The organism is Mycobacterium sp. PSTR-4-N (assembly GCF_022348085.1).
Lineage (GTDB): Bacteria > Actinomycetota > Actinomycetes > Mycobacteriales > Mycobacteriaceae > Mycobacterium.
In genome coordinates, this window is sequence record NZ_JAKRFN010000009.1 from 55,503 (window position 1) to 80,711 (window position 25,209).

The 25,209-nt window shown below is 68.6% G+C and carries 31 protein-coding genes and 1 tRNA gene; 24 read left to right on the top strand and 8 right to left on the bottom strand.

Annotation, left to right across the window (positions count from 1 at the left end):
• Nucleotides 1–32 precede the first annotated feature (32 nt).
• Both MHN84_RS14485 and MHN84_RS14490 read left to right on the top strand, forming a co-directional pair.
• A complete protein-coding gene (locus tag MHN84_RS14485; protein ID WP_241205229.1) occupies nt 33–995 on the top strand; it encodes a GlxA family transcriptional regulator in 963 nt (320 codons plus the stop codon).
• A 14-nt stretch (nt 996–1,009) separates the two neighbouring features.
• A complete protein-coding gene (locus MHN84_RS14490; protein ID WP_241205230.1) occupies nt 1,010–1,729 on the top strand; it encodes a DJ-1/PfpI family protein in 720 nt (239 codons plus the stop codon).
• A 7-nt stretch (nt 1,730–1,736) separates the two neighbouring features.
• Here the strand turns inward: MHN84_RS14490 and MHN84_RS14495 are convergent, their stop codons facing one another.
• On the bottom strand, nt 1,737–2,597 hold the full coding sequence (locus MHN84_RS14495; RefSeq protein WP_241205352.1) for a type IV toxin-antitoxin system AbiEi family antitoxin domain-containing protein: 861 nt from the start codon (nt 2,595–2,597) through the stop codon (nt 1,737–1,739).
• Between the two features lie 106 nt (nt 2,598–2,703).
• Between MHN84_RS14495 and MHN84_RS14500 the strand changes: the two genes are divergently transcribed.
• Genes MHN84_RS14500 through MHN84_RS14510 form a run of 3 tightly spaced genes read left to right on the top strand, consistent with a single transcriptional unit; the run spans nt 2,704 to nt 5,656 of the window.
• Nucleotides 2,704–3,486: an alpha/beta fold hydrolase gene (locus MHN84_RS14500; protein ID WP_241205231.1), complete on the top strand. Its 783-nt coding sequence runs from the start codon at nt 2,704–2,706 to the stop codon at nt 3,484–3,486.
• 2 nt (nt 3,487–3,488) lie between these two features.
• Nucleotides 3,489–5,129, top strand: a complete 1,641-nt coding sequence (menD, locus tag MHN84_RS14505) for a 2-succinyl-5-enolpyruvyl-6-hydroxy-3-cyclohexene-1-carboxylic-acid synthase (protein WP_241205232.1) — start codon at nt 3,489–3,491, stop codon at nt 5,127–5,129.
• A complete protein-coding gene (locus MHN84_RS14510) occupies nt 5,126–5,656 on the top strand; it encodes a DUF3592 domain-containing protein (RefSeq protein ID WP_241205233.1) in 531 nt (176 codons plus the stop codon). Before menD ends, MHN84_RS14510 begins: the two co-directional genes overlap by 4 nt.
• Here the strand turns inward: MHN84_RS14510 and MHN84_RS14515 are convergent.
• Nucleotides 5,638–6,324: a thioredoxin domain-containing protein gene (locus tag MHN84_RS14515; protein ID WP_241205234.1), complete on the bottom strand. Its 687-nt coding sequence runs from the start codon at nt 6,322–6,324 to the stop codon at nt 5,638–5,640. The genes MHN84_RS14510 and MHN84_RS14515 overlap by 19 nt on opposite strands.
• Nucleotides 6,325–6,415: 91 nt before the next feature.
• Between MHN84_RS14515 and MHN84_RS14520 the strand changes: the two genes are divergently transcribed.
• The 4 genes from MHN84_RS14520 to MHN84_RS14535 all read left to right on the top strand — a co-directional run bounded on the left by MHN84_RS14520 (nt 6,416) and on the right by MHN84_RS14535 (nt 9,306).
• A complete protein-coding gene (locus tag MHN84_RS14520) occupies nt 6,416–7,543 on the top strand; it encodes a glycosyltransferase family 1 protein (protein ID WP_241205235.1) in 1,128 nt (375 codons plus the stop codon).
• Between the two features lie 138 nt (nt 7,544–7,681).
• Nucleotides 7,682–8,308 carry a class I SAM-dependent methyltransferase gene (locus MHN84_RS14525; RefSeq protein ID WP_241205236.1) on the top strand — a complete coding sequence of 209 codons (627 nt, stop codon included), beginning with the start codon at nt 7,682–7,684 and terminating at the stop codon, nt 8,306–8,308.
• 108 nt (nt 8,309–8,416) lie between these two features.
• Nucleotides 8,417–8,914: a nitroreductase family deazaflavin-dependent oxidoreductase gene (locus tag MHN84_RS14530; protein WP_241205237.1), complete on the top strand. Its 498-nt coding sequence runs from the start codon at nt 8,417–8,419 to the stop codon at nt 8,912–8,914.
• Nucleotides 8,911–9,306, top strand: a complete 396-nt coding sequence (locus MHN84_RS14535; RefSeq protein WP_241205238.1) for a hypothetical protein — start codon at nt 8,911–8,913, stop codon at nt 9,304–9,306. Before MHN84_RS14530 ends, MHN84_RS14535 begins: the two co-directional genes overlap by 4 nt.
• 12 nt (nt 9,307–9,318) lie before the next feature.
• Here MHN84_RS14535 and MHN84_RS14540 read toward each other — a convergent pair whose 3' ends face one another.
• Nucleotides 9,319–10,143 carry an SDR family oxidoreductase gene (locus tag MHN84_RS14540; RefSeq protein WP_241205239.1) on the bottom strand — a complete coding sequence of 275 codons (825 nt, stop codon included), beginning with the start codon at nt 10,141–10,143 and terminating at the stop codon, nt 9,319–9,321.
• A 65-nt stretch (nt 10,144–10,208) separates the two neighbouring features.
• On the opposite strand from MHN84_RS14540, the gene MHN84_RS14545 reads away from it, so the two are divergent.
• Both MHN84_RS14545 and MHN84_RS14550 read left to right on the top strand, forming a co-directional pair.
• Complete coding sequence (locus MHN84_RS14545) at nt 10,209–10,895, top strand: demethylmenaquinone methyltransferase (protein ID WP_241205240.1); 687 nt, start codon at nt 10,209–10,211, stop codon at nt 10,893–10,895.
• Between the two features lie 94 nt (nt 10,896–10,989).
• On the top strand, nt 10,990–12,048 hold the full coding sequence (locus MHN84_RS14550) for an alpha/beta hydrolase fold domain-containing protein (protein ID WP_241205241.1): 1,059 nt from the start codon (nt 10,990–10,992) through the stop codon (nt 12,046–12,048).
• 80 nt (nt 12,049–12,128) lie between these two features.
• On the opposite strand, the gene MHN84_RS14555 is transcribed toward MHN84_RS14550, so the two are convergent.
• Together MHN84_RS14555 and menJ are read right to left on the bottom strand one after the other, a co-directional pair.
• The gene (locus MHN84_RS14555) at nt 12,129–12,533 is read right to left on the bottom strand and encodes a GAF domain-containing protein (protein WP_241205242.1); all 405 of its coding nucleotides are present in this window, start codon (nt 12,531–12,533) and stop codon (nt 12,129–12,131) included.
• 82 nt (nt 12,534–12,615) lie between these two features.
• Entirely contained in the window at nt 12,616–13,836 is a 1,221-nt protein-coding gene (gene menJ / locus MHN84_RS14560; protein WP_241205243.1) for a menaquinone reductase, read from the bottom strand.
• Nucleotides 13,837–13,857: 21 nt separating this feature from the next.
• Between menJ and grcC1 the strand changes: the two genes are divergently transcribed.
• The 4 genes from grcC1 (at nt 13,858) to MHN84_RS14580 (ending at nt 16,921) form a co-directional block, all read left to right on the top strand.
• Complete coding sequence (gene grcC1 / locus MHN84_RS14565; RefSeq protein WP_241205244.1) at nt 13,858–14,865, top strand: nonaprenyl/(2E,6E)-farnesyl/geranylgeranyl diphosphat synthase; 1,008 nt, start codon at nt 13,858–13,860, stop codon at nt 14,863–14,865.
• 80 nt (nt 14,866–14,945) lie between these two features.
• A complete protein-coding gene (gene htpX / locus MHN84_RS14570) occupies nt 14,946–15,824 on the top strand; it encodes a zinc metalloprotease HtpX (protein WP_241205245.1) in 879 nt (292 codons plus the stop codon).
• A gap of 63 nt (nt 15,825–15,887) precedes the next feature.
• Nucleotides 15,888–16,346, top strand: a complete 459-nt coding sequence (locus tag MHN84_RS14575; RefSeq protein ID WP_241205246.1) for a hypothetical protein — start codon at nt 15,888–15,890, stop codon at nt 16,344–16,346.
• Nucleotides 16,347–16,390: 44 nt separating this feature from the next.
• Nucleotides 16,391–16,921 (top strand): hypothetical protein, encoded by a 531-nt coding sequence (locus MHN84_RS14580; protein ID WP_374238370.1) that lies wholly within the window; start codon nt 16,391–16,393, stop codon nt 16,919–16,921.
• Here the strand turns inward: MHN84_RS14580 and MHN84_RS14585 are convergent.
• On the bottom strand, nt 16,918–17,943 hold the full coding sequence (locus tag MHN84_RS14585) for an NAD(P)H-dependent glycerol-3-phosphate dehydrogenase (protein WP_241205248.1): 1,026 nt from the start codon (nt 17,941–17,943) through the stop codon (nt 16,918–16,920). The two genes, MHN84_RS14580 and MHN84_RS14585, sit on opposite strands and share 4 nt — an antisense overlap.
• Nucleotides 17,944–18,102: 159 nt before the next feature.
• Between MHN84_RS14585 and MHN84_RS14590 the strand changes: the two genes are divergently transcribed.
• A complete protein-coding gene (locus tag MHN84_RS14590; protein ID WP_241205249.1) occupies nt 18,103–18,537 on the top strand; it encodes a hypothetical protein in 435 nt (144 codons plus the stop codon).
• Nucleotides 18,538–18,603: 66 nt separating this feature from the next.
• Here the strand turns inward: MHN84_RS14590 and MHN84_RS14595 are convergent, their stop codons facing one another.
• A complete protein-coding gene (locus MHN84_RS14595; RefSeq protein ID WP_241205250.1) occupies nt 18,604–19,095 on the bottom strand; it encodes a YajQ family cyclic di-GMP-binding protein in 492 nt (163 codons plus the stop codon).
• Nucleotides 19,096–19,231: 136 nt separating this feature from the next.
• Here MHN84_RS14595 and MHN84_RS14600 point away from each other — a divergent pair.
• Nucleotides 19,232–19,314, top strand: a tRNA-Tyr gene (locus MHN84_RS14600).
• Between the two features lie 84 nt (nt 19,315–19,398).
• Here MHN84_RS14600 and MHN84_RS14605 read toward each other — a convergent pair.
• The gene (locus MHN84_RS14605) at nt 19,399–19,692 is read right to left on the bottom strand and encodes a hypothetical protein (protein ID WP_241205251.1); all 294 of its coding nucleotides are present in this window, start codon (nt 19,690–19,692) and stop codon (nt 19,399–19,401) included.
• A gap of 455 nt (nt 19,693–20,147) precedes the next feature.
• Between MHN84_RS14605 and MHN84_RS29825 the strand changes: the two genes are divergently transcribed.
• From MHN84_RS29825 to MHN84_RS14645, 7 genes are all read left to right on the top strand, one after another.
• Nucleotides 20,148–21,587, top strand: a complete 1,440-nt coding sequence (locus MHN84_RS29825; protein ID WP_304654319.1) for a hypothetical protein — start codon at nt 20,148–20,150, stop codon at nt 21,585–21,587.
• Between the two features lie 26 nt (nt 21,588–21,613).
• A complete protein-coding gene (locus MHN84_RS14620) occupies nt 21,614–21,805 on the top strand; it encodes a hypothetical protein (protein ID WP_241205252.1) in 192 nt (63 codons plus the stop codon).
• A 19-nt stretch (nt 21,806–21,824) separates the two neighbouring features.
• Nucleotides 21,825–22,640 carry a helix-turn-helix transcriptional regulator gene (locus MHN84_RS14625; protein ID WP_241205253.1) on the top strand — a complete coding sequence of 272 codons (816 nt, stop codon included), beginning with the start codon at nt 21,825–21,827 and terminating at the stop codon, nt 22,638–22,640.
• A 24-nt stretch (nt 22,641–22,664) separates the two neighbouring features.
• Nucleotides 22,665–22,973 (top strand): EthD family reductase, encoded by a 309-nt coding sequence (locus MHN84_RS14630; RefSeq protein WP_241205254.1) that lies wholly within the window; start codon nt 22,665–22,667, stop codon nt 22,971–22,973.
• A gap of 85 nt (nt 22,974–23,058) precedes the next feature.
• Nucleotides 23,059–24,030 (top strand): aldo/keto reductase, encoded by a 972-nt coding sequence (locus MHN84_RS14635; protein ID WP_374238373.1) that lies wholly within the window; start codon nt 23,059–23,061, stop codon nt 24,028–24,030.
• Nucleotides 24,030–24,779 carry an SDR family NAD(P)-dependent oxidoreductase gene (locus MHN84_RS14640; protein ID WP_241205256.1) on the top strand — a complete coding sequence of 250 codons (750 nt, stop codon included), beginning with the start codon at nt 24,030–24,032 and terminating at the stop codon, nt 24,777–24,779. Before MHN84_RS14635 ends, MHN84_RS14640 begins: the two co-directional genes overlap by 1 nt.
• Nucleotides 24,776–25,192 (top strand): nuclear transport factor 2 family protein, encoded by a 417-nt coding sequence (locus MHN84_RS14645; RefSeq protein ID WP_241205257.1) that lies wholly within the window; start codon nt 24,776–24,778, stop codon nt 25,190–25,192. Before MHN84_RS14640 ends, MHN84_RS14645 begins: the two co-directional genes overlap by 4 nt.
• The last annotated feature ends 17 nt before the right edge of the window (nt 25,193–25,209 follow it).

A 25,209-nucleotide genomic window follows, 5' to 3' on the forward strand; every position in this document is an offset into this window, starting at 1 on the left:
CGCCACGACCACAGTCCCCGAGACTGAGGACCATGGCGCGGCAGGTTGTGATCCTCGGCTTCGAGGGTGTGCAGGCGCTCGACATGATCGGTCCGTTCGACGTGTTCACCGGGGCGTCGCTGTACGCCGGCAGCCTCGGGGTAGACGGCTATGACGTGTGCGTCGTCTCCGCGGGCGGCGCACCGGTCAGCACCGGCACCGGCCTGACGCTGGTGGCGAATCCGCTGCCCGATCCCGCCGCGCCGATCGACACCGTCGTGCTGCCCGGCGGTGCCGGCACCGAGGTCGCCCGCAAGGACCCCGCCGTCATCGACTGGATCGCCGCTGTCGCGCCGCACGCCCGGCGCGTCGTCAGCGTGTGCAGCGGCGCAGTGCTGGCTGCCGAGGCCGGGTTGCTGGACGGGTGCGTGGCCACCACGCATTGGGCGTTCGCACCGCAGCTGGCATCGGAGTTCCCGGCGATCACCGTCGACCCGGACCCGATCTTCGTCCGCAGCTCCGAGCGGGTGTGGACGGCCGCGGGCGTGACGGCTGGCATCGACCTCGCGTTGGCGCTCGTCGAAGACGATCTCGGCACCAACGCCGCGCAGACAGTGGCCCGTCACCTGGTGATGTACCTGCGCCGGCCGGGCGGGCAGACGCAGTTCGCGGCGCCGGTGTGGATGCCACGCGCCCGCCGCACCCCGATCCGCGACGTGCAGGAGGCCATCGACGCCGCGCCCGGCGACGCGCACAGCATCGCCGAGTTGGCCCGGCGCGCGGCGATGAGCCCGCGGCACTTCACCCGCGTGTTCACCGACGAGGTGGGTGAGGCGCCCGGCGCCTATGTCGAGCGGGTCCGCGTCGAGGCGGCCCGCCGCCAGCTGCAGGAGACCGACGATCCCGTCACGGTGATCGCCGCGCGGTGCGGATTCGGCTCGGCCGAGACGCTGCGCCGCAACTTCGTCCGCCGTCTCGGTGTGTCCCCCGATCAGTATCGAAAAGCGTTCGCCTGAAGGGAGTTTCGACCATGCAGGTCGCGATCGTGCTCTATCCCGGGTTCACTGCCCTGGACTTCATCGGACCTTACGAATGCCTGCGATGGCTGCCCGACACCGAGGTCCGCTTCGTCTGGCATGAGCCCGGGCCCATCGCCGCGGATTCGCAGGTGCTGCTCGTCGGGGCCACCCACAGCTTCGACGAGACCCCGGCGCCGGACATCGTGCTGATCCCCGGCGGCATGACCACACTCGAGCACGCCCGCGACAAGAAGGTGCTCGAGTGGGTGCGCCACGCCCACGAGACGTCGACGTGGACGGCGTCGGTGTGCTCGGGGTCGGTGATCCTGGCCGCCGCCGGCCTGCTCACGGGGAAGCGCGCGACATCGCACTGGGCGGCCCTGCCGGTGCTGCGGACGTTCGGGGTGACGCCGGTCGGCGACGAGCGGATCGTGGCCGCCGACGAGCGCATCGTCACCTGCGCCGGCGTCTCGGCGGGCATCGACCTGGGCTTGTGGCTGACCGGCCGCATCGGCGGCGAGGCCAAGGCCAAGGTCATCCAGCTGTCGATGGAGTACGACCCGCAACCGCCGTTCGACTCCGGGCACATGTCGAAGGCGTCCGCGTCGACCAAGGCCGCCGCCACTGCGCTGATGAGCCGCGACCTGGCCAAACCCGCGTCGCTCGCGGCGGCCGGCGGCCTGATGTGGGATGCCGCCCTCGCGCGAATCCGGCGCGCCAATCGACACTGAGCGTCGGTCAGCGCGCCGAAATCGCGGCCCGAACAGTCGCGATCACCTTCTCCGGATACTCGACGATGTCGAGCCACGTGAAGCGAAGGACCTGCCAGTTCATCAACACGATGTCGTTCTGACGGCTGCGATCACGGTGGAATTCCGCTGTGCCGCTGTGGAAGGCGAAGCCGTCGACCTCGATCGCCACCTTGGCTCGAACGAACGCGATGTCGACCCGGTAGTTGCCGATGCGGTAGTTGGCTTTCCACCCGGTGATCCGGGCACCGCGGAGCAGCCCGTGAATACGGCGTTCCGCCTCGGACCGGGCTCCATCGGATGCGGCGTGCAGGAGCATCCGTGCCCGGGGCGCACCCGTTCGTCCCTTGTTCCGCAGATGCGCCTGCCACAGGCTGTGTACATCGACACGTAGCTGCAGCGCGTTGTCCATCAGCTTGGCGCCGTCGCGACGTCGCGCAGCGGCTTCCACGACGGTCAGCGGCAGGGCGGTCACCCGTACGCCCCGCAGCTCGACCACGTCGGGCGGCATCAAGTCACGTCGTCGCACGCGTGTCCCATCGTGCCGTCGACCGTGGCTGTCACGCGGCACCGTCACCTCGAGCCTCTCCGGTACGAAATGTGTCAATCCATGCCACCAGGCTGCGGTCAGTCCGCTGGCAGCCGAGCGGGCACCGTAACCCCAGACGGCCGCGCGGACCCGGGCTGCGTCGGTGAACGGACGGTCATCGACGAAGTACACGCCCCGTCCGGTTCTGCGCCAGCGGCCCGATTGCACGCGATGGCGCACTGCCCGTCCGCTAAGACCGGCCGATCGCGCCTGGTCGAGGGTGATCACGCCGTCCTGGTCGCGCAGATAATCGCTGAGCACGTCAGGTGGGACGCACACGACGCGCGAACGGTTCCACTCCCGGCGAATCCGGCGCGCAAACCGACGCCGCATGTCGGTTGGCGCGCCCGATTCGTACGATTGCGGGGTGAATTTGGCCTACGACGATCGCGGTACCGGCGATCCGGTGCTCTTCATCGCGGGTCGTGGGGGCGCAGGTCGCACCTGGCATCTGCATCAGGTGCCGGTCTTCGCCCGCGCGGGCTACCGCTGTGTGACGTTCGACAACCGCGGGGTGGGCGCCACGGAGAACGCCGACGGGTTCACGACCGAGACGATGGTCGGCGATGTCGTCGACATCATCGAGAAGCTGGGCCTGGCCCCGGTGCGCATCGTCGCGCTGTCGATGGGCTCCTACATCGCCCAGGAGCTGATGGTGGCGCGCCCCGATCTCGTGCGCTCGGCGGTGCTGATGGCCACCCGCGGCCGCCACGACCGCGCCCGGGATTTCTTCTGGCGCGGCGAGGAGGCGCTGGCCGCATCGGGGATCGAGCTCCCTGTCGAGTTCGAAGCCAAAGTGCGCCTGCTGGAAAGCTTTTCGCCGAAGACGCTGAACGACGGCAACGCGGTGCGCGACTGGATCGACATGTTCACGATGTGGCCGCAGAAGCCGACCCCGGGGATGCGCACTCAGCTGTCGATCGCGCCGCAGAGCAGCCGGCTGGCCGCCTACCAGAACGTGCAGACCCCGGCGCTGGTGATCGGGTTCGCCGACGACGTCGTGCTGCCCGCCTACCTCGGCCGCGAGGTGGCCAACGCGATGCCGAACGCGACGTTCCTGGAGATCCCCGGCACCGGACACCTCGGCTTCATCGAGAAGCCGCAGGTGGTCAACACCGCGATCCTCAATTTCTTCGCCGATACCCTGTAGTGGTGAACCCCTCGACCGCGCAGGCTCGGGTGGTCGTCGACGAGCTCGTCCGCGGCGGCGTCCGCGACGTCGTCCTGTGCCCGGGCTCGCGCAACGCTCCGCTCGCCTTCGCCCTGCACGACGCCGACCGTGCCGGCCGCTTGCGGTTGCACGTCCGCATCGACGAGCGCACCGCCGGCTTCCTGGCCATCGGCCTCGCTGTCGCGCAAGGCGCGCCGGTGTGCGTGGCGATGACGTCGGGCACCGCGGTGGCCAACCTCGGGCCTGCCGTCGTGGAGGCCAACTACGCCCGCGTCCCGCTGATCGTGCTCAGTGCGAACCGGCCCTACGAGCTGCTCGGCACCGGGGCCAACCAGACCTTCGAACAGCTCGGCTACTTCGGCACCCAGATGCGGGCCAACATCAGCCTCGGCCTGGCCGAGGACGTCCCGGAGAAGATGGCCTCCCTCAACGCCCAGTGGCGGTCGGCGACGTGCCGGGTGCTGGTCGCCGCGACGGGCGCGCGGTCGGCCAACGCGGGGCCCGTGCAGTTCGACATCCCGCTGCGCGAACCGCTGGTGCCCCCCGTGGACGAACCCGGCGAGCCCTACGCTCCCGAAGGCCGTCCCGGCGGGCGGCCGTGGACGATCACCCCGCCCGTCACGTTCGACCAGCCGCTGGACATCGACATCACCCCGGACACCGTGGTGATCGCCGGCCACGGCGCCGGCGGGCATCCGAACCTCGCGCATCTGCCCACGGTCGCCGAGCCGACCGCTCCGTATGCCGCCAACCCGTTGCATCCGTTGGCGCTGAACCTGATTCGTCCCCAGCAGGTGATCATGCTGGGCCGGCCGACGTTGCACCGTCCCGTGTCGGCGCTGCTGGCCGACCCGTCGATTCCGGTGTACGCGTTGACCACCGGGCCGCGGTGGCCGGACGTGTCGGGTAACTCGCAGGCGACGGGCACGCGCGCGGTCACCTCAGGTGAGCCGAGCCAGGAGTGGCGCGACCGGTGCGCGCGGGCCCACCGGCAGGCCTGCGAGGCGGTGCGCGGTCAGCTCGCCGCCCACCCGCTGACCACCGGGCTCCATGTCGCCGAAGCCGTCGCCGACGCGGTGCGGCCGGGCGACCAATTGGTCCTCGGCGCAAGCAATCCGGTGCGCGACATCGCGTTGGTCGGCTTCAACACCCCCGACGTCACGGTCCGCTCCAATCGGGGCGTCGCCGGGATCGACGGCACCGTGTCGACGGCCATCGGGGCGGCCCTGGCCCATGAACGCGCGACGGGCGGGCGCACCGTCGCGCTGATCGGTGACCTCACGTTCGTGCACGACAGCTCGGGCCTGCTCGTCGGGCCGACCGAGCCGATACCGACTGCGCTGACGATCGTGGTGTCGAATGACAACGGCGGCGGCATCTTCGAGCTGCTCGAGCAGGGTGATCCGCGCTTCGCCGACGTGTCCTCGCGCATCTTCGGCACCCCGCACGACGTCGACGTCGGCGCGTTGTGTCGTGCGTACCACGTGGAGAACCGGCAGATCGAGGCCGCCGATCTCGCAGCCTCCCTCGACGAACCGCACGACGGTATCCGGGTGTTCGAGGTCAAAGCCGACCGGTCGTCGCTGCGGTCGCTGCACGCGTCGATCAAGGCTGCCCTGTGACGGCACTGCTCGCGCGCCTGAAGGCGTTGTGGCAGTTCATCATTCCGCATCTTTACGGCGAGCCGGGGGAGACGCGGCGGGGCCGGGTGCTGCGCAGGATTCGGATCGGCATCGTGGTGGTGGCGTGCCTGGTGACGCTGCAGTCGGTGCTTCTGGTGGTGGGTGCGTGGCGTGACGACCGCCAGATCGAGCGGCACATGGGTGTCGCCGAAGCGACTGTCCTGGATGCCGGACCGCGGCGGTCGACGATCGAATTCGTCACGCCCGACAGGGTGACCTACCGACCGGAACTGGGGGTGTTGTACCCGTCCGAGTTGGAGAACGGCATGCAGATCTACGTCGAATACGACACCAACAACCCGGATCTGGTACGGGTACGGGATCGCGATGCATCGTTGGCGATCATCCCGGCAGGTTCCATCGCGGTCCTGGCATGGCTGGTCGCCGGTGCCGCGTTGGGCGTCACCGCGGCGGTGCAGCGCCGCCTGGAAAACCAGGACGCTCCGACTCAGGGCGCGACGAGCTGATCGAGCCAGTCGGCGTCGGAGATGTCGACCTTCTCCCCGGAGTTCAGGTCGACGACGGTCGGGGTGCCGGTGTCGACCGGATCCGCGGTGTAGAGCAACTCGAAATTGGCCTGCTCCAGTTCGTCGACGTCGACCACCTCCTTGGCCTGGGAGATGGTGTCGGCGACGGGTTCGGGCAGCCCTGCACTGCGTGCGATGGTGCGCAGCTCGTCTCCGGTGAACGCCGGGCCGCCCGGATCCTGCTGTGCCCACAGCTCTTCGACGAAGTGCTGGAACTGCACACCTGACGTGGTCGAGTCGCCTGCGGGTTCCGCGGCGGCGAACATGGCGTTGACCACGGCCGCCGAGTAGCCCTGCCCCTCCTCGTCGAGGAACGTGAGGGGGCGGTAGGTGACCTGAACCCCGCCCACCGCCAGGTAGTACGCGATCTGGTCGCCGAACTGCTGCTGAAGCTCATGGCAGTGAGTGCACTGCGGCTCGGTGAAGATCTCGATGTGCACCGGCGCGTCGTCGAATCCGGCGACGACGCCGTAGCCGTCGGCCGACAGAGCCAACGGGGCGGTGACGGGATCGGGACGGGCGGTGCCGGCGATCTCTTCGGCACAGCCGGCCGTAAACAACAGCAGCCCGACCACGATCAGGAGCCGCGCCGTCCGCGTCGTCTGCATGTCGGGAAGAATAACGCCGCACCACGGGCAATTCGCGCGACATATCCCTGCTCGCAACCTCCGGGACAGGTCGTCCTGTCACCGTCGGGACGTGCGCGTCGCAATCGTCGCAGAGTCGTTCCTCCCGAATGTCAACGGCGTCACCAACTCGGTGCTTCGGGTGATGGAGCATCTCCGTCGCACCGGCCATGAGGTCCTGGTCATCGCTCCGGACACCCCGCGGGGCGAGCCGGCGGCCGACCGCGTTCACGACGGCGTGCGCATCCACCGCGTGCCGGCCATGATGTTCCCGAAGGTGACCTCGCTACCGCTGGGTGTGCCGCGACCGCGGATGGTCGGTGTGCTGCGCGGCTTCGATCCCGACGTGGTGCACCTGGCGTCCCCTGCGCTGCTCGGCTGGGGTGGCGTCCACGCGGCCCGGCACCTCGGTGTTCCCTCGGTCGCGGTGTTCCAGACCGATGTTGCCGGCTTCGCGCAGAGCTACGGCATCGGCGTGATGTCGCATGCTGCGTGGGCGTGGACCCGCCGGTTGCACAGCAAGGCCGACCGCACCCTCGCACCGTCCACTGCGGCTATGGACGATCTTGTGGCGCACGGCATTCCGCGGGTACACCGGTGGGCGCGCGGCGTGGACATCACCGGATTCGCCCCGTCGGCGCGCGACGAGCAGCTGCACCGGGTGTGGTCCCCGGACGGAAAACCCGTCGTCGGCTTCGTCGGCCGGCTCGCCCCGGAGAAGCATGTGGAACGGCTCGCCCCGCTGGCCGAACGCGACGACATCCAGGTCGTCATCGTCGGTGACGGCGTGGACCGCGCCAAACTCGAGGCTCAGCTGCCGAAAGCAGTGTTCACCGGCGCGCTCTACGGCGCCGAGCTCGCCGCGGCCTACGCCAGTATGGACGTCTTCGTCCACCCCGGCGAGCACGAGACGTTCTGCCAGGCCGTTCAGGAGGCGATGGCGTCAGGGGTGCCGGTGATCGCCCCGGACGCGGGCGGCCCGCGCGATCTGGTGGCCCCGTACCGCACCGGGCTGTTGCTGCCGGTGCCGGAGTTCACCGACCGGCTCTCGGAGTCGGCGGACCATCTCGTCGCCGAGCGGCGGCGGTATGCGGTCGCGGCGCGACGCAGTGTGCTGGGTCGTACCTGGCCGGTGATCTGCGACGAGTTGCTCGGACACTACGACGAGGTGGCTGGTCGGCGCGGGGCCCGGGCCGCGTGACCCGGTGGCTCCGACGCGCTGGTTCGACTGAGCGGGGTTAATCCGCCTGCCGGGCGGGTACAGCACTCGCTACGGCTCCGCTGCTGCTCCGATGGCGACACAGCGTTGTGCCGGTGTCGCGGCGGAGAGTGAGGATCCATGATCGGTGCCCTGTATGACGCTGCGCTCAGCGGGCAGCGATGTTGGATCCGCAGCGCCGACTACCAAACCAGGGTTCTGCACGTCGACCGGTGGCTGGCCGAATGCGACGACGACCCCTTCGATGCTGCGCTGGCCGCCCGCGCCGAGGGGCCGACGATCGATCTGGCGTGCGGCCCGGGACGCTTCGCCGCCTGGCTGAGCCGCCGCGGCATCCCCGCGATCGGCATCGATCAGTCGGCGGTCGCGGTACGCCTGGCCGAGCAGCGGGGCGCGCGGGCGCTGCGTGGCGACGTCTTCGACACGGTGCCGCGGGAGGGCTGGTGGCAGACGGTGCTGCTGGCCGACGGCAACATCGGTATCGGCGGCCACCCGCTGCGCATGTTCAACCGGTGCCGCGCCCTACTGCGCGAGGGCGGCCACTGCGTCATCGAGTTCGACCCTGCGGTGACCGGGACGGTGACGACGATGGTGCGGTTGGAGACCGACGGCGAGGTCGGCCCGTGGTTCACGTGGGCCTCCGTCGGCCTCGATGCCGTCGAGGAACTCGGTCAGCGAGTGTCGTTGCGGCTCAAGGACGTCGAGATCATCGGCGGGCGCGGCATGGCCGAACTGGCTGCCATCTGAGCCGGTCCGATCCGATCCGGTCGGTTGCGCATTTGTTGCACATCGGCAACTGTTTTCGCTATGACGGAGGGTGCAGACGCAGTTCGCTCGCGTAGAGGAGGCCCTTCGATGGCAGGAGCGTCGTTTCCCGACGCCGTGAGCAGGCCGATGGTGGCCGTGGCCGACAGGGCACTGCGCTGCCGTCCGCTCATGCGCGCACCGATCGCCCTCTACCGGGCGGGTCTCGGATTTCTCTTCGGAGCGCGGTTGCTCATGCTCGAGCACACCGGCCGTCGTACCGGGCTGCCGCGCTACGTCGCGCTCGAGGTCGTCGATCATCCGGACCCGAACGTGTACGTGGTCGCATCCGGCTTCGGAAAGAAGGCGCAGTGGTTCCGCAACGTGATGGCCCACCCCGATGTCAGGGTCTGGACGGGCGGTCGCCGGGGCGTTCCGGCGTCGGCGCGACGGATGGCAACCGCCGAGGCCGACGCCACGTTGCGGCGCTACATCGCAGCACACCCCCGCGCCTGGGACGCGATGAGTGCGGTCCTCGACCGCAGCATCGACGGGCAAGTGGCACCGCCCGACACGAAGTTGCCGATGGTGGAGCTGAGGATCACATGAGCCGTCGACTCTGCGCGGGCGTGGTGCTCGCCCTGTGCTGTGCGGGGTGCTCCGGAACGTCGCCGTCCGAGTCGGAGACCGTGACCCACAGCGCCCCGCCGGCGGCGGTATCGGTGGCGCAACTGGTGGTGGACCGTCTCCAGAGTGAGGACCACGTGGTGCTGCATCCGGTGGACACCACCCGTTCGGACTGCCCGCAGGCAGGCTGCGCTCAGGCCGTCACCACCGACAGGTTCACGATCATGTCCTTCCCAGGCACGGGTGTCGCGCAGAGGTATGCCGCAGACCGGGGCCTGCGCCAGGTCGCGAGCATCGTGGTCGCGTTCGCCCCGACAGTGCCCGAGAACGAACGCGATCAGCTCTGGGCGGAGATCACGCACACCGTGGACTGACCGCCCGCGCCCTCAGCCCTGCGCCTCGACGGCCACCGGCTGCCACTCTTCCCATGTCGCGAGACGCTTCTCGTAGTCGGCCTTGGCCAGCTGCAGGGGCAGCTCGCCGAAGAACACCCGCAGCGGCGGCTCGGGAGCGTCGACGACCTTGAGGATCGCCCGCGCCGAGGCCGTCGGATCTCCCGGCTTCGAGCTGCGTGACTTGCGCGATTCGGCCGCTTTGGCGTGGATGTCGGCGTAGTCGGGAAGTTCTTCGGCGTGCTTGGCCGACGGGCCGGCCCAGTCGGTGGAGAAGCCGCCGGGCTCGACCAGCGTGACGTGGACGCCGAAGTCGGCGATCTCCTGCGCCAGCGCCTGGCTGAAGCCCTCAAGCGCCCACTTGGAGGCGTGGTAGATGCCGACGTTCGGGAAGGCGGTGATGCCGCCGATCGACGAGACCTGGATGATGTGCCCGCTGCGTTGGGCCCGCAGATACGGCAGCGCGGCCTGGGTGATCCACAGGGCGCCGAACACGTTCGTCTCGATCTGGTCGCGAGCCTCGGACTCGGAGAGCTCCTCGATGAAGCCGAACTGTCCGTAGCCGGCGTTGTTGACGACGATGTCGAGCCGACCGAAGTGCTCGTGGGCCTGTGCGACGGCCGCGAAGTCGGCGTCACGGTCGGTGACGTCGAGGCGGATCGGCAGCAGCGCGTCGCCGTGCTTGGTCTTGAGGTCGTCGAGGGTGGACAGGTCGCGGGCGGTGGCGGCGACCTTGTCGCCGCGCTCGAGGGCCGCGATCGTCCATTCGCGTCCGAAGCCGCGCGAAGCACCGGTGATGAACCACACTTTTTCACTCATGAGCGGTTCAATGCCCGTCGCGCTGGCATCCATTCCCGAATCGCGTCGGTGATACGTTCGCGGGTGTGAACCGTGCGTCGCTGGAGAAGGACCCACACGAGGTCGCGTCGATGTTCGACGGCGTGGCGCGGCGCTATGACCTGACCAACACGGTGCTCTCCGGTGGGCAGGATCGGTTCTGGCGGCGGGCCACTCGTGAGGCGCTCGGGATCGGGCCGGGTGATCGGGTGCTGGATCTCGCGGCGGGGACGGCGGTGTCGACGGTCGAGCTGGCCGCATCGGGTGCATGGTGCGTGGCGGCGGACTTCTCGGTGGGCATGCTGTCGGCGGGGGCGGGCCGGCCGGTGCCCAAGGTCGCCGGGGATGCGACGAAGTTGCCGTTCGCCGACGGTGTGTTCGATGCGGTGACGATCAGCTTCGGTCTGCGCAACGTGGTGGACCACGTCGCGGGGCTGCGGGAGATGGCGCGGGTGACGCGTCCCGGCGGCCGGCTGGTGGTGTGTGAGTTCTCGACGCCGACGAACGGTCTGTTCGCGACGACGTACAAGGAGTATCTGATGAAGGCGCTGCCGCGGATCGCCCGCGCGGTGTCGTCGAACCCCGACGCGTACGTCTATCTCGCGGAGTCCATTCGCGCGTGGCCCGATCAGGCGGAGCTGGCCCGTCGTATCCAGGCGGCCGGCTGGACGGACGTGGCGTGGCGCAACCTGACGGGTGGCATCGTGGCGCTGCACGCCGCCACCAGACCGTAACGTCGTCCCGCGAGCGCGCGCGTCTGCACGCAGACACGCCGCTATTTCTGTACTTTTGCGCGCGCTCGCCACCCGCGAACGTAGCGTCATGCTCATGCCGTACGGACGTCATGCCGATCCCGACGCCACCCTGGGCTCCGACCCGCGTTCCGATCCCCGCATGGTCACCGCGCTCGCGGCCTTCGGTCTCGACGGCCGGTTCCCGCTCTCCGGCCTCGGCGCGCATTCACCCCTGGACCAGCGGCTCGCCTACGCGACGATGGCCGAGAACGCCATCGGCTCGGTCTTCGCTGCCCTGGCTGCAGACATGGCCCAACCCGCGGGCGTCACCACTTCGACGACGACCATCACCGGGGTCGACGGGAACTCGGTCACGCTGTTCATCAGCCGGCCGACCGACGAGGCGGGGCCGCTCCCCGCGCTGCTGCACCTGCACGGTGGAGGTATGGCGATCGCCAGCGCTGCCGACCTGCCGTACATCCGGCTGCGGGAACACCTCGCCGCCACCGGCCTCGTGGTCGTCGGCGTCGAGTTCCGCAATTCGGGCGGCGCGCTCGGCCCCCATCCGTACCCCGCGGGCCTCGACGACTGCGCCGCGGCGGCCCGGTGGGTCTTCGAGCAGCGCGCCGAGCTCGGGGTCAGCCACGTCGTCGTCAACGGAGAGTCCGGCGGTGGAAACCTGACACTGACGTTGGCGCACAAGGCGAAACGGGATGGCTGGATCGGCGAGATCGCGGGCTTCTATGCACAGTGCCCGTTCATCTCCAACAGGTGGCAGGACGTCTGCGAGGACCTGCCCTCGTTGGAGGAGAACGACGAATACTTCATCAGCCGTGAGCAATTGGCGATTCTCGGTTCGCTCTACGATCCCGACGGGAGCCACGCCGACGACCCCGCATGCTGGGCGTCGGCAGCCACCGATGCTGATTTGTCCGGCCTGCCACCGCATGTGGTCTCGGTCAACGAGCTCGACCCGCTGCGCGACGAGGGGCTGCAGTACTACCGCCGACTCGTGCGGGCGGGGGTGCCGACGGTCGGTCGCCTCGTTGCCGGTACCTGTCATGGTGGCGATCTGCTGCTGGCGCACGCGATGCCGGACGTGTTCGCCGCAAGCATCAGAGACGTCAGCGGCTTCGCCCACTCCCTGTCCTGACCTTCGGCGAGCGCGCGCGTCTGCACATCGACACGCCGTGGCACGCGTGCATCGGCGCGCGTTCGGCGCCGACGAGCGCGCTACTCCGTCCACAGACGCGCCGATTCCTCGCTCACACGCTCGTCGTGGATCTCCTGGAAGTTCCGCCCACCCCGCGCAAAGGTGGCGACAACTGCAGCAGGGCAACGACTCTCGTCGAATCCGCGACCCCACTGACACGGCCGCACGTGCACGAGGTCGACATCGACGCCGTCGGCATCGAAGAAGTACGGCCCGCGCAACCGCCCCAGCCGGTACAGGCCGTCCTCGTCACGTGTCCACACGAACGCCCCGTCGGCCACCGCGGCGAACCGCTCGACCCGGCGCTGCGGCACGTCGACACACCCGAATCCGCACAGCCCCAGGCGCAGCGCACGCTCCACCGCCAGCAGATGATCGATGTCGTCCCGCCGCGAGCGCATCGGCGCCCGGTACACGGACGTCACGCTCGTGGCCCGCGAGCGCGCGCACAGCGCCGCGACACACCGCGCGGGGATGTGCAGACGCGCGCGCTCGCCAAACCAACGCTCACGTGAACGGGCGGCGGGCGTCCACCCGCTCCGACAGCCGGCCCGCGCCCCGCCAGAGCCGCGCCACGGTGTCCGCGTCGTCATCGGTGACGAAGTTGCCCATCACGCGCACCGCCACCGTCATCAGCGCCGACGACCGCATCGCCAGCGGCCCCGTCGCCGGCAGAAACCGGGGGAACGTCAGCAGCAGCGCCAACCGCCGCGCGATCGAGAACCCGCGGGCATAGTGCCCATCCAGAACCGCCGGCCACGCCCGCGAATAGTCGCCGCTGCCCAGCATCGCCGCGGCCAGCCGGCCGGTCTCCAAGCCGTAGTCGATGCCCTCCCCGTTGAGCGGATTCACGCACGCCGCGGCATCGCCGATCAGCATCCAGTTCGGGCCGGCCACCCCGGACACCGCGCCACCCATCGGCAATAAGGCCGAGCGCGCGGCCCGCACATCGGAGTCGAAGCCCCATTCGGATCGCCGCAGCGCGACGTAATGATTCAGTAATGGCCGCAGTGCGGCATCGGCCGGGCGCTTGGACGTCGCGAGCGCGCCGACGCCGATGTTCACCTCGCCGGTACCCAGCGGGAAGATCCAGCCGTAGCCGGGCAGTACCTCACCGCTCGGCGAGCGCAGTTCCAGATGCGAGGTGATCCACTCCTCGTCATGGCGCGGCGTGGCGATGTAGGCGCGGATGGCGGTGCCGTACACGGTGTCCCTGTGCCATTGCCGGCCGAGGACCCGCCCCACGCCCGAGCGGACCCCGTCGGCGACGATCAGGTCGCGGCACCCCACCACCTCGCCGTTGTCCAGCACCACCGCCGACACTCGGCCATCCGAATAACGTTGCACGTCAACGGCTTTCACGCCGAGCTTCATCTTCGCCCCGTCATCGGCAGCCACCTGCCGAATCCGGTCGTCGAGTTCGAGGCGCGGCACCGCGCTGCTGATCGGCGGGAACGACCGGCCCGGCCAGCGGACCTCGACGTCGGCGCCGAAGCCGGACATCCGCAGTCCGTGGTGGGTGACCCGACCGGTCAACCACCCGTCGAGCCCCAACCGCCGCATCTCGGCCACCGCCCGAGGGGTCAGGCCGTCACCGCACGCCTTGTCGCGGGGGAACGTCGCAGAGTCGATGACCAGCACCTCGTGCCCTGCGCGGGCGGCCCACGCCGCGGCGGCCGAACCGGCCGGACCGGCCCCGACGACCACCACATCAGCGCTCGTGTGCATGGGTCCCAGTATGTTGGCTGTGTGAGGACACCGGCGAACGTGGTGGCGGGAGTGGACTTCGGCGATGCCGAGTTCGCCCAGGACGTCCGTGACGGAGTGGCCCGGATCGAGGCGCTGATGTCGGAGGAACTCGGCCGCGCCGACGAGTTGATGGCCGAGGCGGTGACGCACCTGTTCCAGGCCGGCGGCAAGCGGTTCCGCCCGCTGTTCACGGTGCTGTCCGCTCAGCTGGGTCCCGAGCCCGACTCCTGGCAGGTCACCGTCGCCGGCGCAGTCATCGAGCTGGTGCACCTGGCCACGCTGTACCACGACGACGTCATGGACGAGGCGCAGGTGCGCCGTGGCGCCGAGAGCGCCAACGCCCGGTGGAGCAACAACATCGCGATCCTCGCCGGGGACTACCTGTTCGCGACGGCGTCCCGGCTGGTCAGCAGGCTCGGGCCCGACGCTGTCCGCATCATCGCCGATACGTTCGCGCTGCTGGTCACCGGCCAGATGCGGGAGACTCGCGGTGCGGCCGAGCATGTCGACGAGGTCGAGCACTACCTCAAGGTGGTGTATGAGAAGACGGCCTGCCTGATCGCCGCGTCGGGTCGGTTCGGGGCCACGTTTTCCGGTGCCGACGAGGAGCAGATCGAACGGCTGGCCCGCCTCGGCGGCATCGTCGGCACGGCGTTCCAGATCTCCGACGACATCATCGACATCGACAGTGATCCCGACGAGTCCGGCAAGGTGCCAGGGACTGATCTGCGGGAGGGCGTGCACACGTTGCCGGTGCTCTACGCGTTGCGTGAGACCGGCCCGGACGCCGAACGGCTGCGTGACCTGCTGGCCCGCCCCCTCGAGGACGACGACGACGTGGCGGAGGCGCTACGGCTGCTGCGCGCCTCGCAGGGCATCGCCAAGGCCAAGGAGACCGTCGCCGAGTACGCGCGCCGGGCCGAGGCGGAGATGGCCGCGTTGCCTGACGGCCCCGGGCGTCAAGCGCTGGCCACTCTGGTCGATTACACGATCAACCGGCACGGCTGAAGCGCCCCGGAACCTGCGCGACCTGTCCGGGCGTTGGAGGGACGTATGAGTTCGTCAGGTCAGATGAGGAGGACCGGTCGATGACGTGGCATCCGCACGCCAACAGGGCGAAGACGTTCCTGTTGCTGGTGCTGTTCTCGGGGTTGATCGTGGCCGTGGGCGCGATGTTCGGCCGCAACATCATGTTCCTGGCGGTGCTGTTCGCGATCGGCATGAACGCCTACGTCTACTTCAACAGCGACAAGTTGGCGCTGCGGGCCATGCACGCGCAGCCGGTCACGGAGATGCAGGCGCCGGTGATGTACCGGATCGTGCGGGAGTTGGCGACCACCGCGCGTCAGCCGATGCCGCGGCTCTACATCAGTGACACCGCCGCCCCGAACGCGTTCGCGACGGGCCGTAACCCGCGCAACGCCGCGGTGTGCTGCACGACGGGCATCCTCGGCATCCTCAACGAGCGCGAACTGCGTGCTGTTCTGGGGCACGAACTGTCCCACGTCTACAACCGCGACATCCTGATCAGCTGCGTGGCGGGCGCGATGGCGTCGGTGATCACCGCGTTGGCCAACCTCGCCTTCTTCGCGAGCATGTTCGGCGGTAACCGGGAAGGCGGCACCAATCCCTTTGCCATTCTTCTGGTTTCGCTGCTGGGCCCGATCGCTGCGACGGTGATCCGGTTGGCGGTGTCGCGTTCGCGTGAGTACCAGGCCGACCAGTCGGGTGCCGAGCTGACCGGCGATCCGCTGGCCCTGGCGAGCGCGCTGCGCAAGATCAGCGCGGGTGTGGAACGCGCCCCGCTGCCGCCCGAGCCGCAGCTGGCCGACCAGGCGCACCTGATGATCGCCAACCCGTTCCGCTCGGGGGAGAAGATCGGCAAGCTGTTCGCCACCCACCCGCCGATCGCGGACCGCATCGCGCGGCTCGAGGCGATGGCCGGCCGGGGGCCGGGTCACTACTGACGGCCCCGTCAGACTTTTCCCCTGACGATGCGCAGCCCACGGCCGGGCACTTAAGGTGTGCGCGTGCTCACCCGAATCCTCGTCGGTGTCACGGCCGCGGCGGCGTTGGCCGCACCGGCCGTCGCCTCGGCTGACCCGTCCCCGCTGAACGTCAACGCGCTGCCGCCGGTCAATCCGCAGCCCTTCGCGTCCCCGGACGGCGCGTGGTACTCGTTCGCCGCGCCGATGGGTGTGACGTGTGTGATGGACCGGCAGACGGGCAGTTACGGGTGCAACGGTGCCCTGCCGGGAGCCCCCGGCGGAGCCAACGTGGTGACGGGCTGGGCGGGCGGCCCGCCGGGGTTCGCCAATGCGGCCGGCCCGATGTACGGCGCGACGGCAGACCCGCTGCCGCTGCCGCCGAACACCCGGATGAGCTTCCGCACCGTCAGCTGTGGCACCGACGGCGTCATCACCTCGTGCGTGAACACCGTCGACCAGTCTGGCTTCGTCATCAGCCCCACCGGCACCTACGCGTACTGAGCGCTAACACTGCCTGCGCCTGCGGCGACATCTAGGCTGTGACGGTGTCGAGCAGAGCTTTCCTCGCGGCGGCGTGCCTGGCCGCGGCCGGTGTCCTCAACGCATCAGGTGTCGCTGCGGCGCAGCCGCCCACTCCACCGCCGCCACCGCCGGCGCCCAACGTGAACGCGTGGGCGCCCGCGAACCCGCAGAACTACGCCGTCTTCGACGGTGCGGCGTACGCGTTCAGCTCCAACGGTCTGACCTGCATGCTCCAGCGCTCGGGCGGCTACGGGTGCAACGGCGTGCTGCCCGGCGCCCCCGAGGGAGCCAACCTGATCAGCGGTGCGGCGGGCGGGGTGCCCGGGTTCTCGGTGGCGCCCGCGCCGATCTACGGCGGGCCCGTCAAGGCGCTGCCGGCCAACTCGCGGCTGAGCTTCGGTGACGTCAGCTGCGGCAGCGACGGCACCCTCACCTCGTGCGTGGACAGCCGCAATCAGGCGGGCTTCGTGGTCAGCCCGACAGCGTCGTGGGTCGTCAACGAGGTCAACCCGTTGCTGGCCCGGCCCGAGGGCACCAACCCCTACTTCAACTAGAAGCCCGAGCCGTGCACCTCGTGGCCCGGCTTCTCCAACATCAACCCGCGGTAGGCGTCCTCGACGGTCGCGCCGTGGTTGACCACCCCGTCCACTTCGCGGGCGATCGGCATCGAGATGTCCAACTCCTCGGCGAACGACATGATCACGCTCGACGCCTTCACCCCTTCGGCGACCTGGTTCATCGACGCGATGATCTCGTCGATCGGCTTGCCCGCACCCAGCTGCTCGCCGACGTGGCGGTTGCGGCTGCGCTGGCTGGTGCACGTCACGATCAGATCGCCCATGCCGGCGAGCCCGGCGAAGGTGTCGCGGTGCCCGCCGATCGCCTCGCCCATCTTCGACATCTCACGCACCGCGCGCGCCATCACCATCGCGCGCGTGTTCTCGCCGATACCCAGCGAATACCCCATGCCGACGGCGATCGCGTAGACGTTCTTGAGCGCACCCGCCATCTCGACACCCACCACGTCGTCGGTGGTGTACGTGCGAAAGCGCTTGGTGCGGAACAGGTTCGCCAGCTGAGCGGCCAGGTGTTGATCGGGCATCGCGAGTACCGCGGCGGCGGCATAACCTTCGGCGACCTCACGAGCGATGTTGGGGCCGGCCAGGATTCCCGCCGGATGTCCCGGTAGCACCTCGTCGACGACCTGGCTCATCCGGTAATTGGTGCCTTGTTCGAGGCCCTTGACCAGTGACACCACGGGCACCCAGGGGCGCAGTGACGCGGCCAATTCGGTGAGAACGCCGCGGAATCCATGCGAGGGCACACCCATGACGATGACGTCGGCGCACTCGGCGGCTTCGACGAAGTCGGTGGTCGCCTTCAGGTCGTGCGCCAACTCGACTTCGTTACCGAGGTACTTGGTGTTGCGGTGGTGGTTGTTGATGTCGTCGGCGGTCTCCTGCGAGCGCACCCACTGCAGCGTCGGGCCGCGCCGCGCGCAGATCGAGGCCACGGTGGTGCCCCAGGATCCGCCCCCGAGGACGACGACTTTGGGTTCGCGCTGTGCAGGTGCCATGGGAGATCACCCTAGGGGCGGGGGCTGACCGGCGAGGCGGGTTTCGTGGCGATCGGTGCGCGGAGGGTGCCGGCCGCGTGGGCATAATGGACGCGACGTTGCTGAGGGGGTCTTGTGTCGGTCACGGTGTCGACAGTCGAAGCGTCTGACCCGCAGGGCGTGACCGCGGCAGCAGGTCGCCTCAGCCGTGACATCGTCGAGCTGGACGCGGTCGCCTCCGAACAGAGGCAGGCGCTGGCGCGCATCGAGGCGGCCTGGCAGGCGGCCGGTGGTGACGCCGCTGTGGCGTCGGCCGAGCAGAACCTGGCGGTGCAGCTGGAGCTGCGGGGCCGGCTGGAATCCGTTCGAGCCGCGTTGACGGCGGGCGGCGCGCACCTCGACGCGATCCGGGTCGGGCTGCTGGAGCTCGTGTCGGCGCTGCGCGGCATGGGGTGGACGGTCACCGACGACGGGGTCGCCGTCGCACCGTTGTTCCCGCCGGTGTTGGAGCGCTTCGAGCCCGGCTTCACCGCGGTGATCCAGCGGCTGCTGGGCTTGTTCGATCAGATCGACACCGGCACCGCCGAGGCTGTCAGCAGGGCCGTCGAGTCCTGACCCGCCGAGCGTGCAGGTTGTGTACGCGAAACAGGCGTCAGGCGTGCACAACGTCCACGTTCGCGGTCAGCGGTAGTTGACGAACTGCAGCGCAACCTCGAGGTCGGCGCCACGAAGCAGGGCCTGGACGGCCTGCAGATCATCGCGCTTCTTGGAGCTGACGCGGATCTCCTCGCCCTGGATCTGGGCCTTGACGCCCTTGGGGCCCTCGTCGCGGATCAGCTTGGTGATCTTCTTGGCGTTCTCGCTGTCGATGCCCTGCTTGATGCTGCCGATGACCTTATAGGTCTTGCCGGAGGGCTGCGGGTCGCCCGCGTCGAACGCCTTCATCGAGATGTCGCGCCGGATGAGCTTCTCCTTGAAGACGTCGACGGCGGCCTTGACGCGCTCCTCGGTGGAAGAGACGAGGATGATGCCGTCCTCGCCCTGCCACTCGATGCTGGTGTCGGTACCGCGGAAGTCGAAGCGGGTGGAGAGCTCCTTGGCCGCCTGGTTGAGCGCGTTGTCGACCTCCTGGCGGTCGGCCTTGCTGACGATGTCGAACGATGAATCCGCCACTGGACCCGTCCCTCCCTCGTGATCGGTACTTGGTTCCATCTTGGCCGTAGGCCGGGGCGGCGGCCAAGCCACCCTGGCGATTTGTCGTCAGGGTATGCCGTCGTTGTATCCTGCTGTGCGCGCTACACGCGAACCCGGCAGGTTGCCCGAGCGGCCAATGGGAGCGGACTGTAAATCCGTCGGCTTACGCCTACAGTGGTTCGAATCCACTACCTGCCACACCAGATCAGGCCCCCTTTCGAGGGGGCCTGACGGCTTTCGAAGGTCCGTTTGCGCCGTGAGCCGGCGAAGGATTAGGTGAGCTCAGTCCGGCCAGACGCCCTCGAGCATCTCCCATTGGTCGCCCTCGACAGCATTGTCGACGCAGACGCTGCGGCCGGTCAGTCTCCAGACCCATCGCCCGTTGGGCGCTTGCAGGGTCACCACGCGGCCATCGAATGTCAGTCCGATGTCAGGATTGCGGCCCAGATTCGCGAGCACGTGGCTGGCGAACCACATCACCGGGGTCGCACGCTCGACATGTAGCTCGTCCCCCTCGCGGCGGAACCGAATTTCGCCCGTCACACACGGTGCGCTCGTTCTCGCCATCGTCGCCATGTGAAGTATTCGGCGCCGGCCTCGCCACGGATGGGAATTCGCGTCGCAAAAGCAAATCTGACAGCGGCCTGTGAATTCCCTTGATCGAATTTGCTATTGATGACCAAATCATGACGATCTGCACGGCGGCTGTCCTCATGCGGAGATCTCGTTGCCATAAGAGTGATCCAGTCCTCGGAATGGAGGGCCACGGAAAATTACCGTCCGCGTTACTAATTAGAGCTCGGTCCGGCAGATGACTATGTGCGATCCTCGCCGGCCCGTGGCGTCAATGATCCTGCTGCGCGACCTCGCATACGGCTGTCCCGTCGCCGTAATTTATTACGTCTACCTTTGCTTCAAGATCATATCGGCGATGCCAACAAAAGCGATCAGCAAATGCGTAGCGTCGGCGCTGCCCTCCTTGATGCACCAGGGTTCGCGCCGAATATCACTTCTCCCCAAGGGGTTCATCCATGTCCAAACACCGCAACCGTGCGCCGCGGACGCCTGTCAGGCATTATCTCGCCGCCGGAGTCTCCGGCGCCGCTCTCGTAGGAGCGGGTGTCCTTCTGGTCTGGCCGTCGGATGTCGCGGCGACGGCCGCAGCCGATATTCAGCTGGCCTCGACCGACGGCCCGCTGCCAGAAGACTCATCGACTCTGCCCTGGTGGCTGGGTCACTCGGGTGGCGACCGGACGGCGTCGGTAGTCGCTGCGGCCACACCCTCGGCGACGATGCGGCCGGTCGTCGGGCCCGGAGGCTGGCTCTACGGCGACGGACTCGATGCCCTGGCGATCAACCCCGACTGCACCGCCGATTGTCGCGGCGGCAACGGCGGTTTGTTGGGTGGCAGTGGCGGTAACGGTGCCTACGGCGGTGCCGGCGGCAACGGCGGCTTGTTCTTCGGCAACGGCGGCGATGGCGCCAACGGAGTCGATGCGTTCACGACCGCGGCAGGTGTCCGGGTCGCGGCCACTGCGGGCGGCGCCGGCGGTAACTCAGGCCTGTTCGGCGACGCCGGCGACGGCGGTAACGGCGGCAACGACTACAACTCGCTCAGTTCCACCGTCGCTGGAGCCAACGACGCTGTCGGGGCGGCTGGCGGTTCCGGCGGGCGTGGCGGCCGGATCAGCGGCAACGGTGGCAACGGTGGCCGCGGAGGATTGGCCGACTCGGTCAACGGCAACGCGAGCGGAGGGCGGGGCGGCGCCGGCGGCGCAGCCACCACCGGTACCGGAGGTGACGGGGGTGACGGTGGGTCCGCGTCAACGGATGCCGACGGAACCCACGTCGCGATCGGTGGCGACGGGGGCAACGGCGGAGCCGGCGCCCCCGGAGGCTCCGGTGGTGACGGCGGGACGGTCAACAACGCCTTCGGCCAGGGTGCCGACGGGGTCGGCGGCAACGGCGGTTCCGGTGGCGCGGCAACGAGCGGAATGGGCGGAGCCGGCGGCAGCGGCGGCTTCGTGGCCACCGACGAGGGTGATGCCACCGGCGGCGTGGGCGGCAGCGGCGGTAAGGGCGCCGCATCTGCGGCAGGCGGCGCCGGCGGTTCCGGCGGCAGCGCGAGTTCGGCCGGGAGCAACCGCTTCGGGACTGACGGCGACGGCGGCACCGCCACCGCTGGCGCAGGTGGGCGCGGCGGTAGCGGCGGGAACATCCGAGGACGGGGTGGTGACGGCGGCGCCGGTGGCGACGCCGACACCGACGGCGGACCCGCCGCCGACGGCGGTGACGGCGGCATGGGCGGTAACGGCGGCACCGTAGCCGGGACCGGTGGTGACGGCGGCCGCGGTGGCAGCACTATCGGCGGCGACACCCGGACCCCCGGCGCCGGCGGCGCGGGCGGCCGAGCTGGTGTGGGCGGAAAGTCCGGTGCCAGCGGTCCTGACGGAACCAGTAGCGACTCGTAGGGACGCCGCACCCAGAAGCCTCGGGCGTGACCACCGCGCCCGAGGCGCGGCGTGCATTCGTCGGTGTGATCGAGGTCCGTGCCGACCTGTTCCGCCGCGTTCACACGGTGCACCCCGTCGCGGTCGTGCACCAATACTCCTTGTGGACAGGGGATGTCGAGCAGGTCGCGTCGATGGCGGCCGGAGGGGGTGCACCACAACCAGGAACGCGACACTGAGGCCTCCTAGAATGCGGTCATGGCCAGCAACGGTCTCGGCGACTACCTCCGTGCACGTCGCGGCCGGGTCACGCCCACAGACATCGGCCTGCCTAGCGACGGGTTGCGCCGGGTCAGTGGACTCCGCCGGGAAGAGGTGGCGCTGCTGGCCGGCATGAGCGTCGACTACTACACCCGACTCGAGCAGGGCCGGGAGCGCAGCCCCTCCCCGCAGGTGATCGACGCCCTGTCAGCGGTCTTGCAACTTCCCGACGACGCCCGTGAGCATCTGTTCCGGCTGGCGGGGCTGAGCCCTCAGGAGCGCGGCAGCGTCAGCACCCGCGTCGATCCGGCGCTGCTCGAACTCCTGGAGATGTGGCCGGTCAACCCCGCGTTCGTCTACAACCGTGCATTCGACGTCCTGGCCAGCAATCCGATCGCCGACGCGATGTTCATGCAGTGGACGCACTCGACGAACCTGATGCAGATCATCTTCACCGAACCCGATGCCAAGACCTTCTACTGCAACTGGTCGGTGGTCGCCGAGGATGCGGTGGCGAGTTTTCGCCACGGGTTCGGTATCGCACCCAACGACGTGCGTCTGTGCACTGTGCGCGACGAACTGTTGGAAGCCAGTCCGGAATTCGCCGACATGTGGACACGCCACGATGCTCGACGTAAATCGCTGCAGAACAAGACATTCCGACATCCGATAGTGGGTGTCATGACGCTGACGATGCAGACCTTCGATGTGCGCTCCAGCCCGGGCCAGGAACTCGTCGTCTACCACGCCGAGCCCGGTTCCCCGAGCGCAGAGGCGCTGTCGGTGCTGTGCTCCTGGGCCGTCACCAGCTGACCGATGACGACGAAAGGATAAACGATGTCCACCTTTATGGTCACCTACGTCGGTGACGGCACCAGCTCCTTCGATCGCAATTACTATGAAAGCAAACATATTCCGTTTGTGGCCAAGACGTGGGAGCCGTTCGGTCTGGAGCGTACCGACGTGTACTACCCCGAGGATTCTGTGGACGGCCAACACGTCGTGGCGGTGGCGCTGTGCCACTTCGCCGACCGCGCAGGTCTGGATCGTGCACTCAGCGCGCCCGAATCCGCACCCATAGACCAGGACATCGCGAACTTCACGAACGTTGTACCGATCATCACGGTCGTGTCCCCGGCCACGTGACGTCCCTGGGTGCACTGCACCCATTGTGTCGGGGCGGCCGCTGACTAGCGTCGAAGGTGCAGTGATCACCTCTGGCGAAAGGACGATCGTGAAGCGCACGACTCTCGGCGGTCTGGACGTGTCAGCCCAAGGCTTGGGCTGCATGGGCATGAGCGAGTATTACGGTGAATCCGACTGGGACACCAGCATCGCCACGATCCGGCACGCCATCGACATCGGCATCACCCTGCTCGACACCGCGGACCAGTACGGCGCCGGCCACAACGAGGTGCTGGTCGGCCGCGGCATCGCCGGACGCAGAGACGACGTTCAGATCGCGACGAAGTTCGGGATCGACCGGAGCAGCGGTGACGAGAACCGGGTGCACCGTGGCGATCCGCCGTACGTGAAGCGGTCATGCGACGCGTCGTTGCTGCGTCTCGGCGTCGACCACATCGATCTGTACTACCTGCATCGGCCCCCGGACAACGCCGAGATCGAGGACACCGTCGGTGCGATGGCCGAACTTGTGGAGGCGGGCAAGGTCCGTCATATCGGCCTCAGCGAGGTCAGCGCCGATCTGCTGCGCCGCGCCTACGCCGTGCATCCGATCGCCGCCGTGCAGAGCGAATATTCGCTGTGGACACGGGATGTCGAGCAGGTGACGCCGGTGATGGCCGAGCTCGGCGTCGGGCTCGTGCCCTATGCGCCCCTTGGCCGCGGCTTTCTCACCGGATCCGTGCAGACCGAGAATTTGGCGTCCAACGACTTCCGCGCCAAGAACCCGCGCTTCACCGGCGATGCCGGTCAGCAGAATCAGGCCATCGCCGACACGGTGCGCTCGGTCGCCGACCGGCTTGACGTCCTACCCGCGCAGGTGGCACTGGCCTGGGTGTACGCCCAAGCCGATCGGCTCGGTGTCTCGGTGGTGCCGATCCCCGGAACGCGTCACGCCGAACGGCTCGACCAGAACGTCGCGTCGCTCGACGTCGAACTCGACGACGAGGCACTGGCCGAACTGCAGCCGTTGAGTGATCAGGTGCAGGGTGGCCGCTACGCGGATCGTGGCGTGCGCTGATGGGTTCTCGACTGGACGGCAAGGTCGCCGTCGTCACCGGCGCGTCGAAGGGGCTGGGTGCCGAGATCGCCCGGGAGTTCGCCGCGGAGGGCGCATCCGTGGTGGTCAATTACGCCCGCAGCAAGGACGCTGCGGACGGCGTCGTGGGTGGGATCAACGATGCCGGAGGCTCGGCGGTGGCCATACAGGCGGACATGAGTGACGAGACTCAGGTGAGCGAGATGTTCGCCGAAGCCCATCGCGTCTTCGGCCGTCTCGACGTCCTGGTTAACAACGCCGGCGTCTACGACTTCCAGCCCCTGCAGAATTTGAGCCGGGACTTGTTCCGACGCCATTTCGAACTCAACGTGTACGGCTATCTGACCGCGATCAAAGAGGCTGTCGGCTACATGTCGCCCGGAGCGAGCATCGTCAACATGAGCTCGACGGTGACGATCTTTGGGCCCTCTGAGGCGTCGGTGTACACCGCCACCAAAGGCGCGATCGATGCGTTGACGCGATCTCTGTCGAACGAACTGGCGCCCAGAGGAATTCGGGTCAACGCGATCAAACCGGGTGTCGTCGACACCGAGGGTGTTCAGGCGGGCGGGTTTCTCACCAGTGACTTCGGCAGGGCGCTGGTCGAGGAGACCCCGCTGGGTCGGCTGGGGCACTCCGAGGATGTCGCCCCGGCAGCCGTGTATCTGGCATCGGATGAAAGCGGATGGATGACAGGGGAGTACATCACGATGGCCGGAGGGCAACGGTGACGGACGCGCAAGGCACCGCGAGCCAGGTCGTGCAGAACTATTTCGACGTCTTCTTCAGCCACGACGTCGACAAGACACTGCAGTGCCTGACCGACGACGTGGTCTGGCGCGTTCAGGGCGCGCCCGATGTGCCGACCATCGGAACCCGGTACGGCAAAGACGAAGTGCGGGAATGGCTCGAGCTTTTCCCGCACCACTTCCAGCCGCTCGACTTCGACATCCAGCGGATGGTCGCCGACGATGATCGGGTAATCGTCATCGGCCACTTCACCCACCGCATCCTCGATACCGGCAGGGAATTCAGCAGCGACTTCGCGACCATCTGCACGGTGCGTGACGGGAAGCTGGCCGCATACAACTTCCTCGAAGACTCCTACGGGCTGTGGGATGCCTTCCAGCCCGTCGACTCCTGATTCCGGGAAAGGACCGT

Coding starts and splice junctions, on each gene's coding strand:
- MHN84_RS14485 (WP_241205229.1), top strand. CDS start 33: ATGGCGCGGCAGGTTGTGATCCTCGGCTTCGAGGGTGTGCAGGCGCTC.
- MHN84_RS14490 (WP_241205230.1), top strand. CDS start 1,010: ATGCAGGTCGCGATCGTGCTCTATCCCGGGTTCACTGCCCTGGACTTC.
- MHN84_RS14515 (WP_241205234.1), bottom strand. CDS start 6,324: ATGCAGACGACGCGGACGGCGCGGCTCCTGATCGTGGTCGGGCTGCTG.
- MHN84_RS14525 (WP_241205236.1), top strand. CDS start 7,682: ATGATCGGTGCCCTGTATGACGCTGCGCTCAGCGGGCAGCGATGTTGG.
- MHN84_RS14530 (WP_241205237.1), top strand. CDS start 8,417: ATGGCAGGAGCGTCGTTTCCCGACGCCGTGAGCAGGCCGATGGTGGCC.
- MHN84_RS14535 (WP_241205238.1), top strand. CDS start 8,911: ATGAGCCGTCGACTCTGCGCGGGCGTGGTGCTCGCCCTGTGCTGTGCG.
- MHN84_RS14540 (WP_241205239.1), bottom strand. CDS start 10,143: ATGAGTGAAAAAGTGTGGTTCATCACCGGTGCTTCGCGCGGCTTCGGA.
- MHN84_RS14550 (WP_241205241.1), top strand. CDS start 10,990: ATGCCGTACGGACGTCATGCCGATCCCGACGCCACCCTGGGCTCCGAC.
- menJ (WP_241205243.1), bottom strand. CDS start 13,836: ATGCACACGAGCGCTGATGTGGTGGTCGTCGGGGCCGGTCCGGCCGGT.
- htpX (WP_241205245.1), top strand. CDS start 14,946: ATGACGTGGCATCCGCACGCCAACAGGGCGAAGACGTTCCTGTTGCTG.
- MHN84_RS14585 (WP_241205248.1), bottom strand. CDS start 17,943: ATGGCACCTGCACAGCGCGAACCCAAAGTCGTCGTCCTCGGGGGCGGA.
- MHN84_RS14605 (WP_241205251.1), bottom strand. CDS start 19,692: ATGGCGACGATGGCGAGAACGAGCGCACCGTGTGTGACGGGCGAAATT.
- MHN84_RS29825 (WP_304654319.1), top strand. CDS start 20,148: ATGTCCAAACACCGCAACCGTGCGCCGCGGACGCCTGTCAGGCATTAT.
- MHN84_RS14625 (WP_241205253.1), top strand. CDS start 21,825: ATGGCCAGCAACGGTCTCGGCGACTACCTCCGTGCACGTCGCGGCCGG.
- MHN84_RS14630 (WP_241205254.1), top strand. CDS start 22,665: ATGTCCACCTTTATGGTCACCTACGTCGGTGACGGCACCAGCTCCTTC.
- MHN84_RS14640 (WP_241205256.1), top strand. CDS start 24,030: ATGGGTTCTCGACTGGACGGCAAGGTCGCCGTCGTCACCGGCGCGTCG.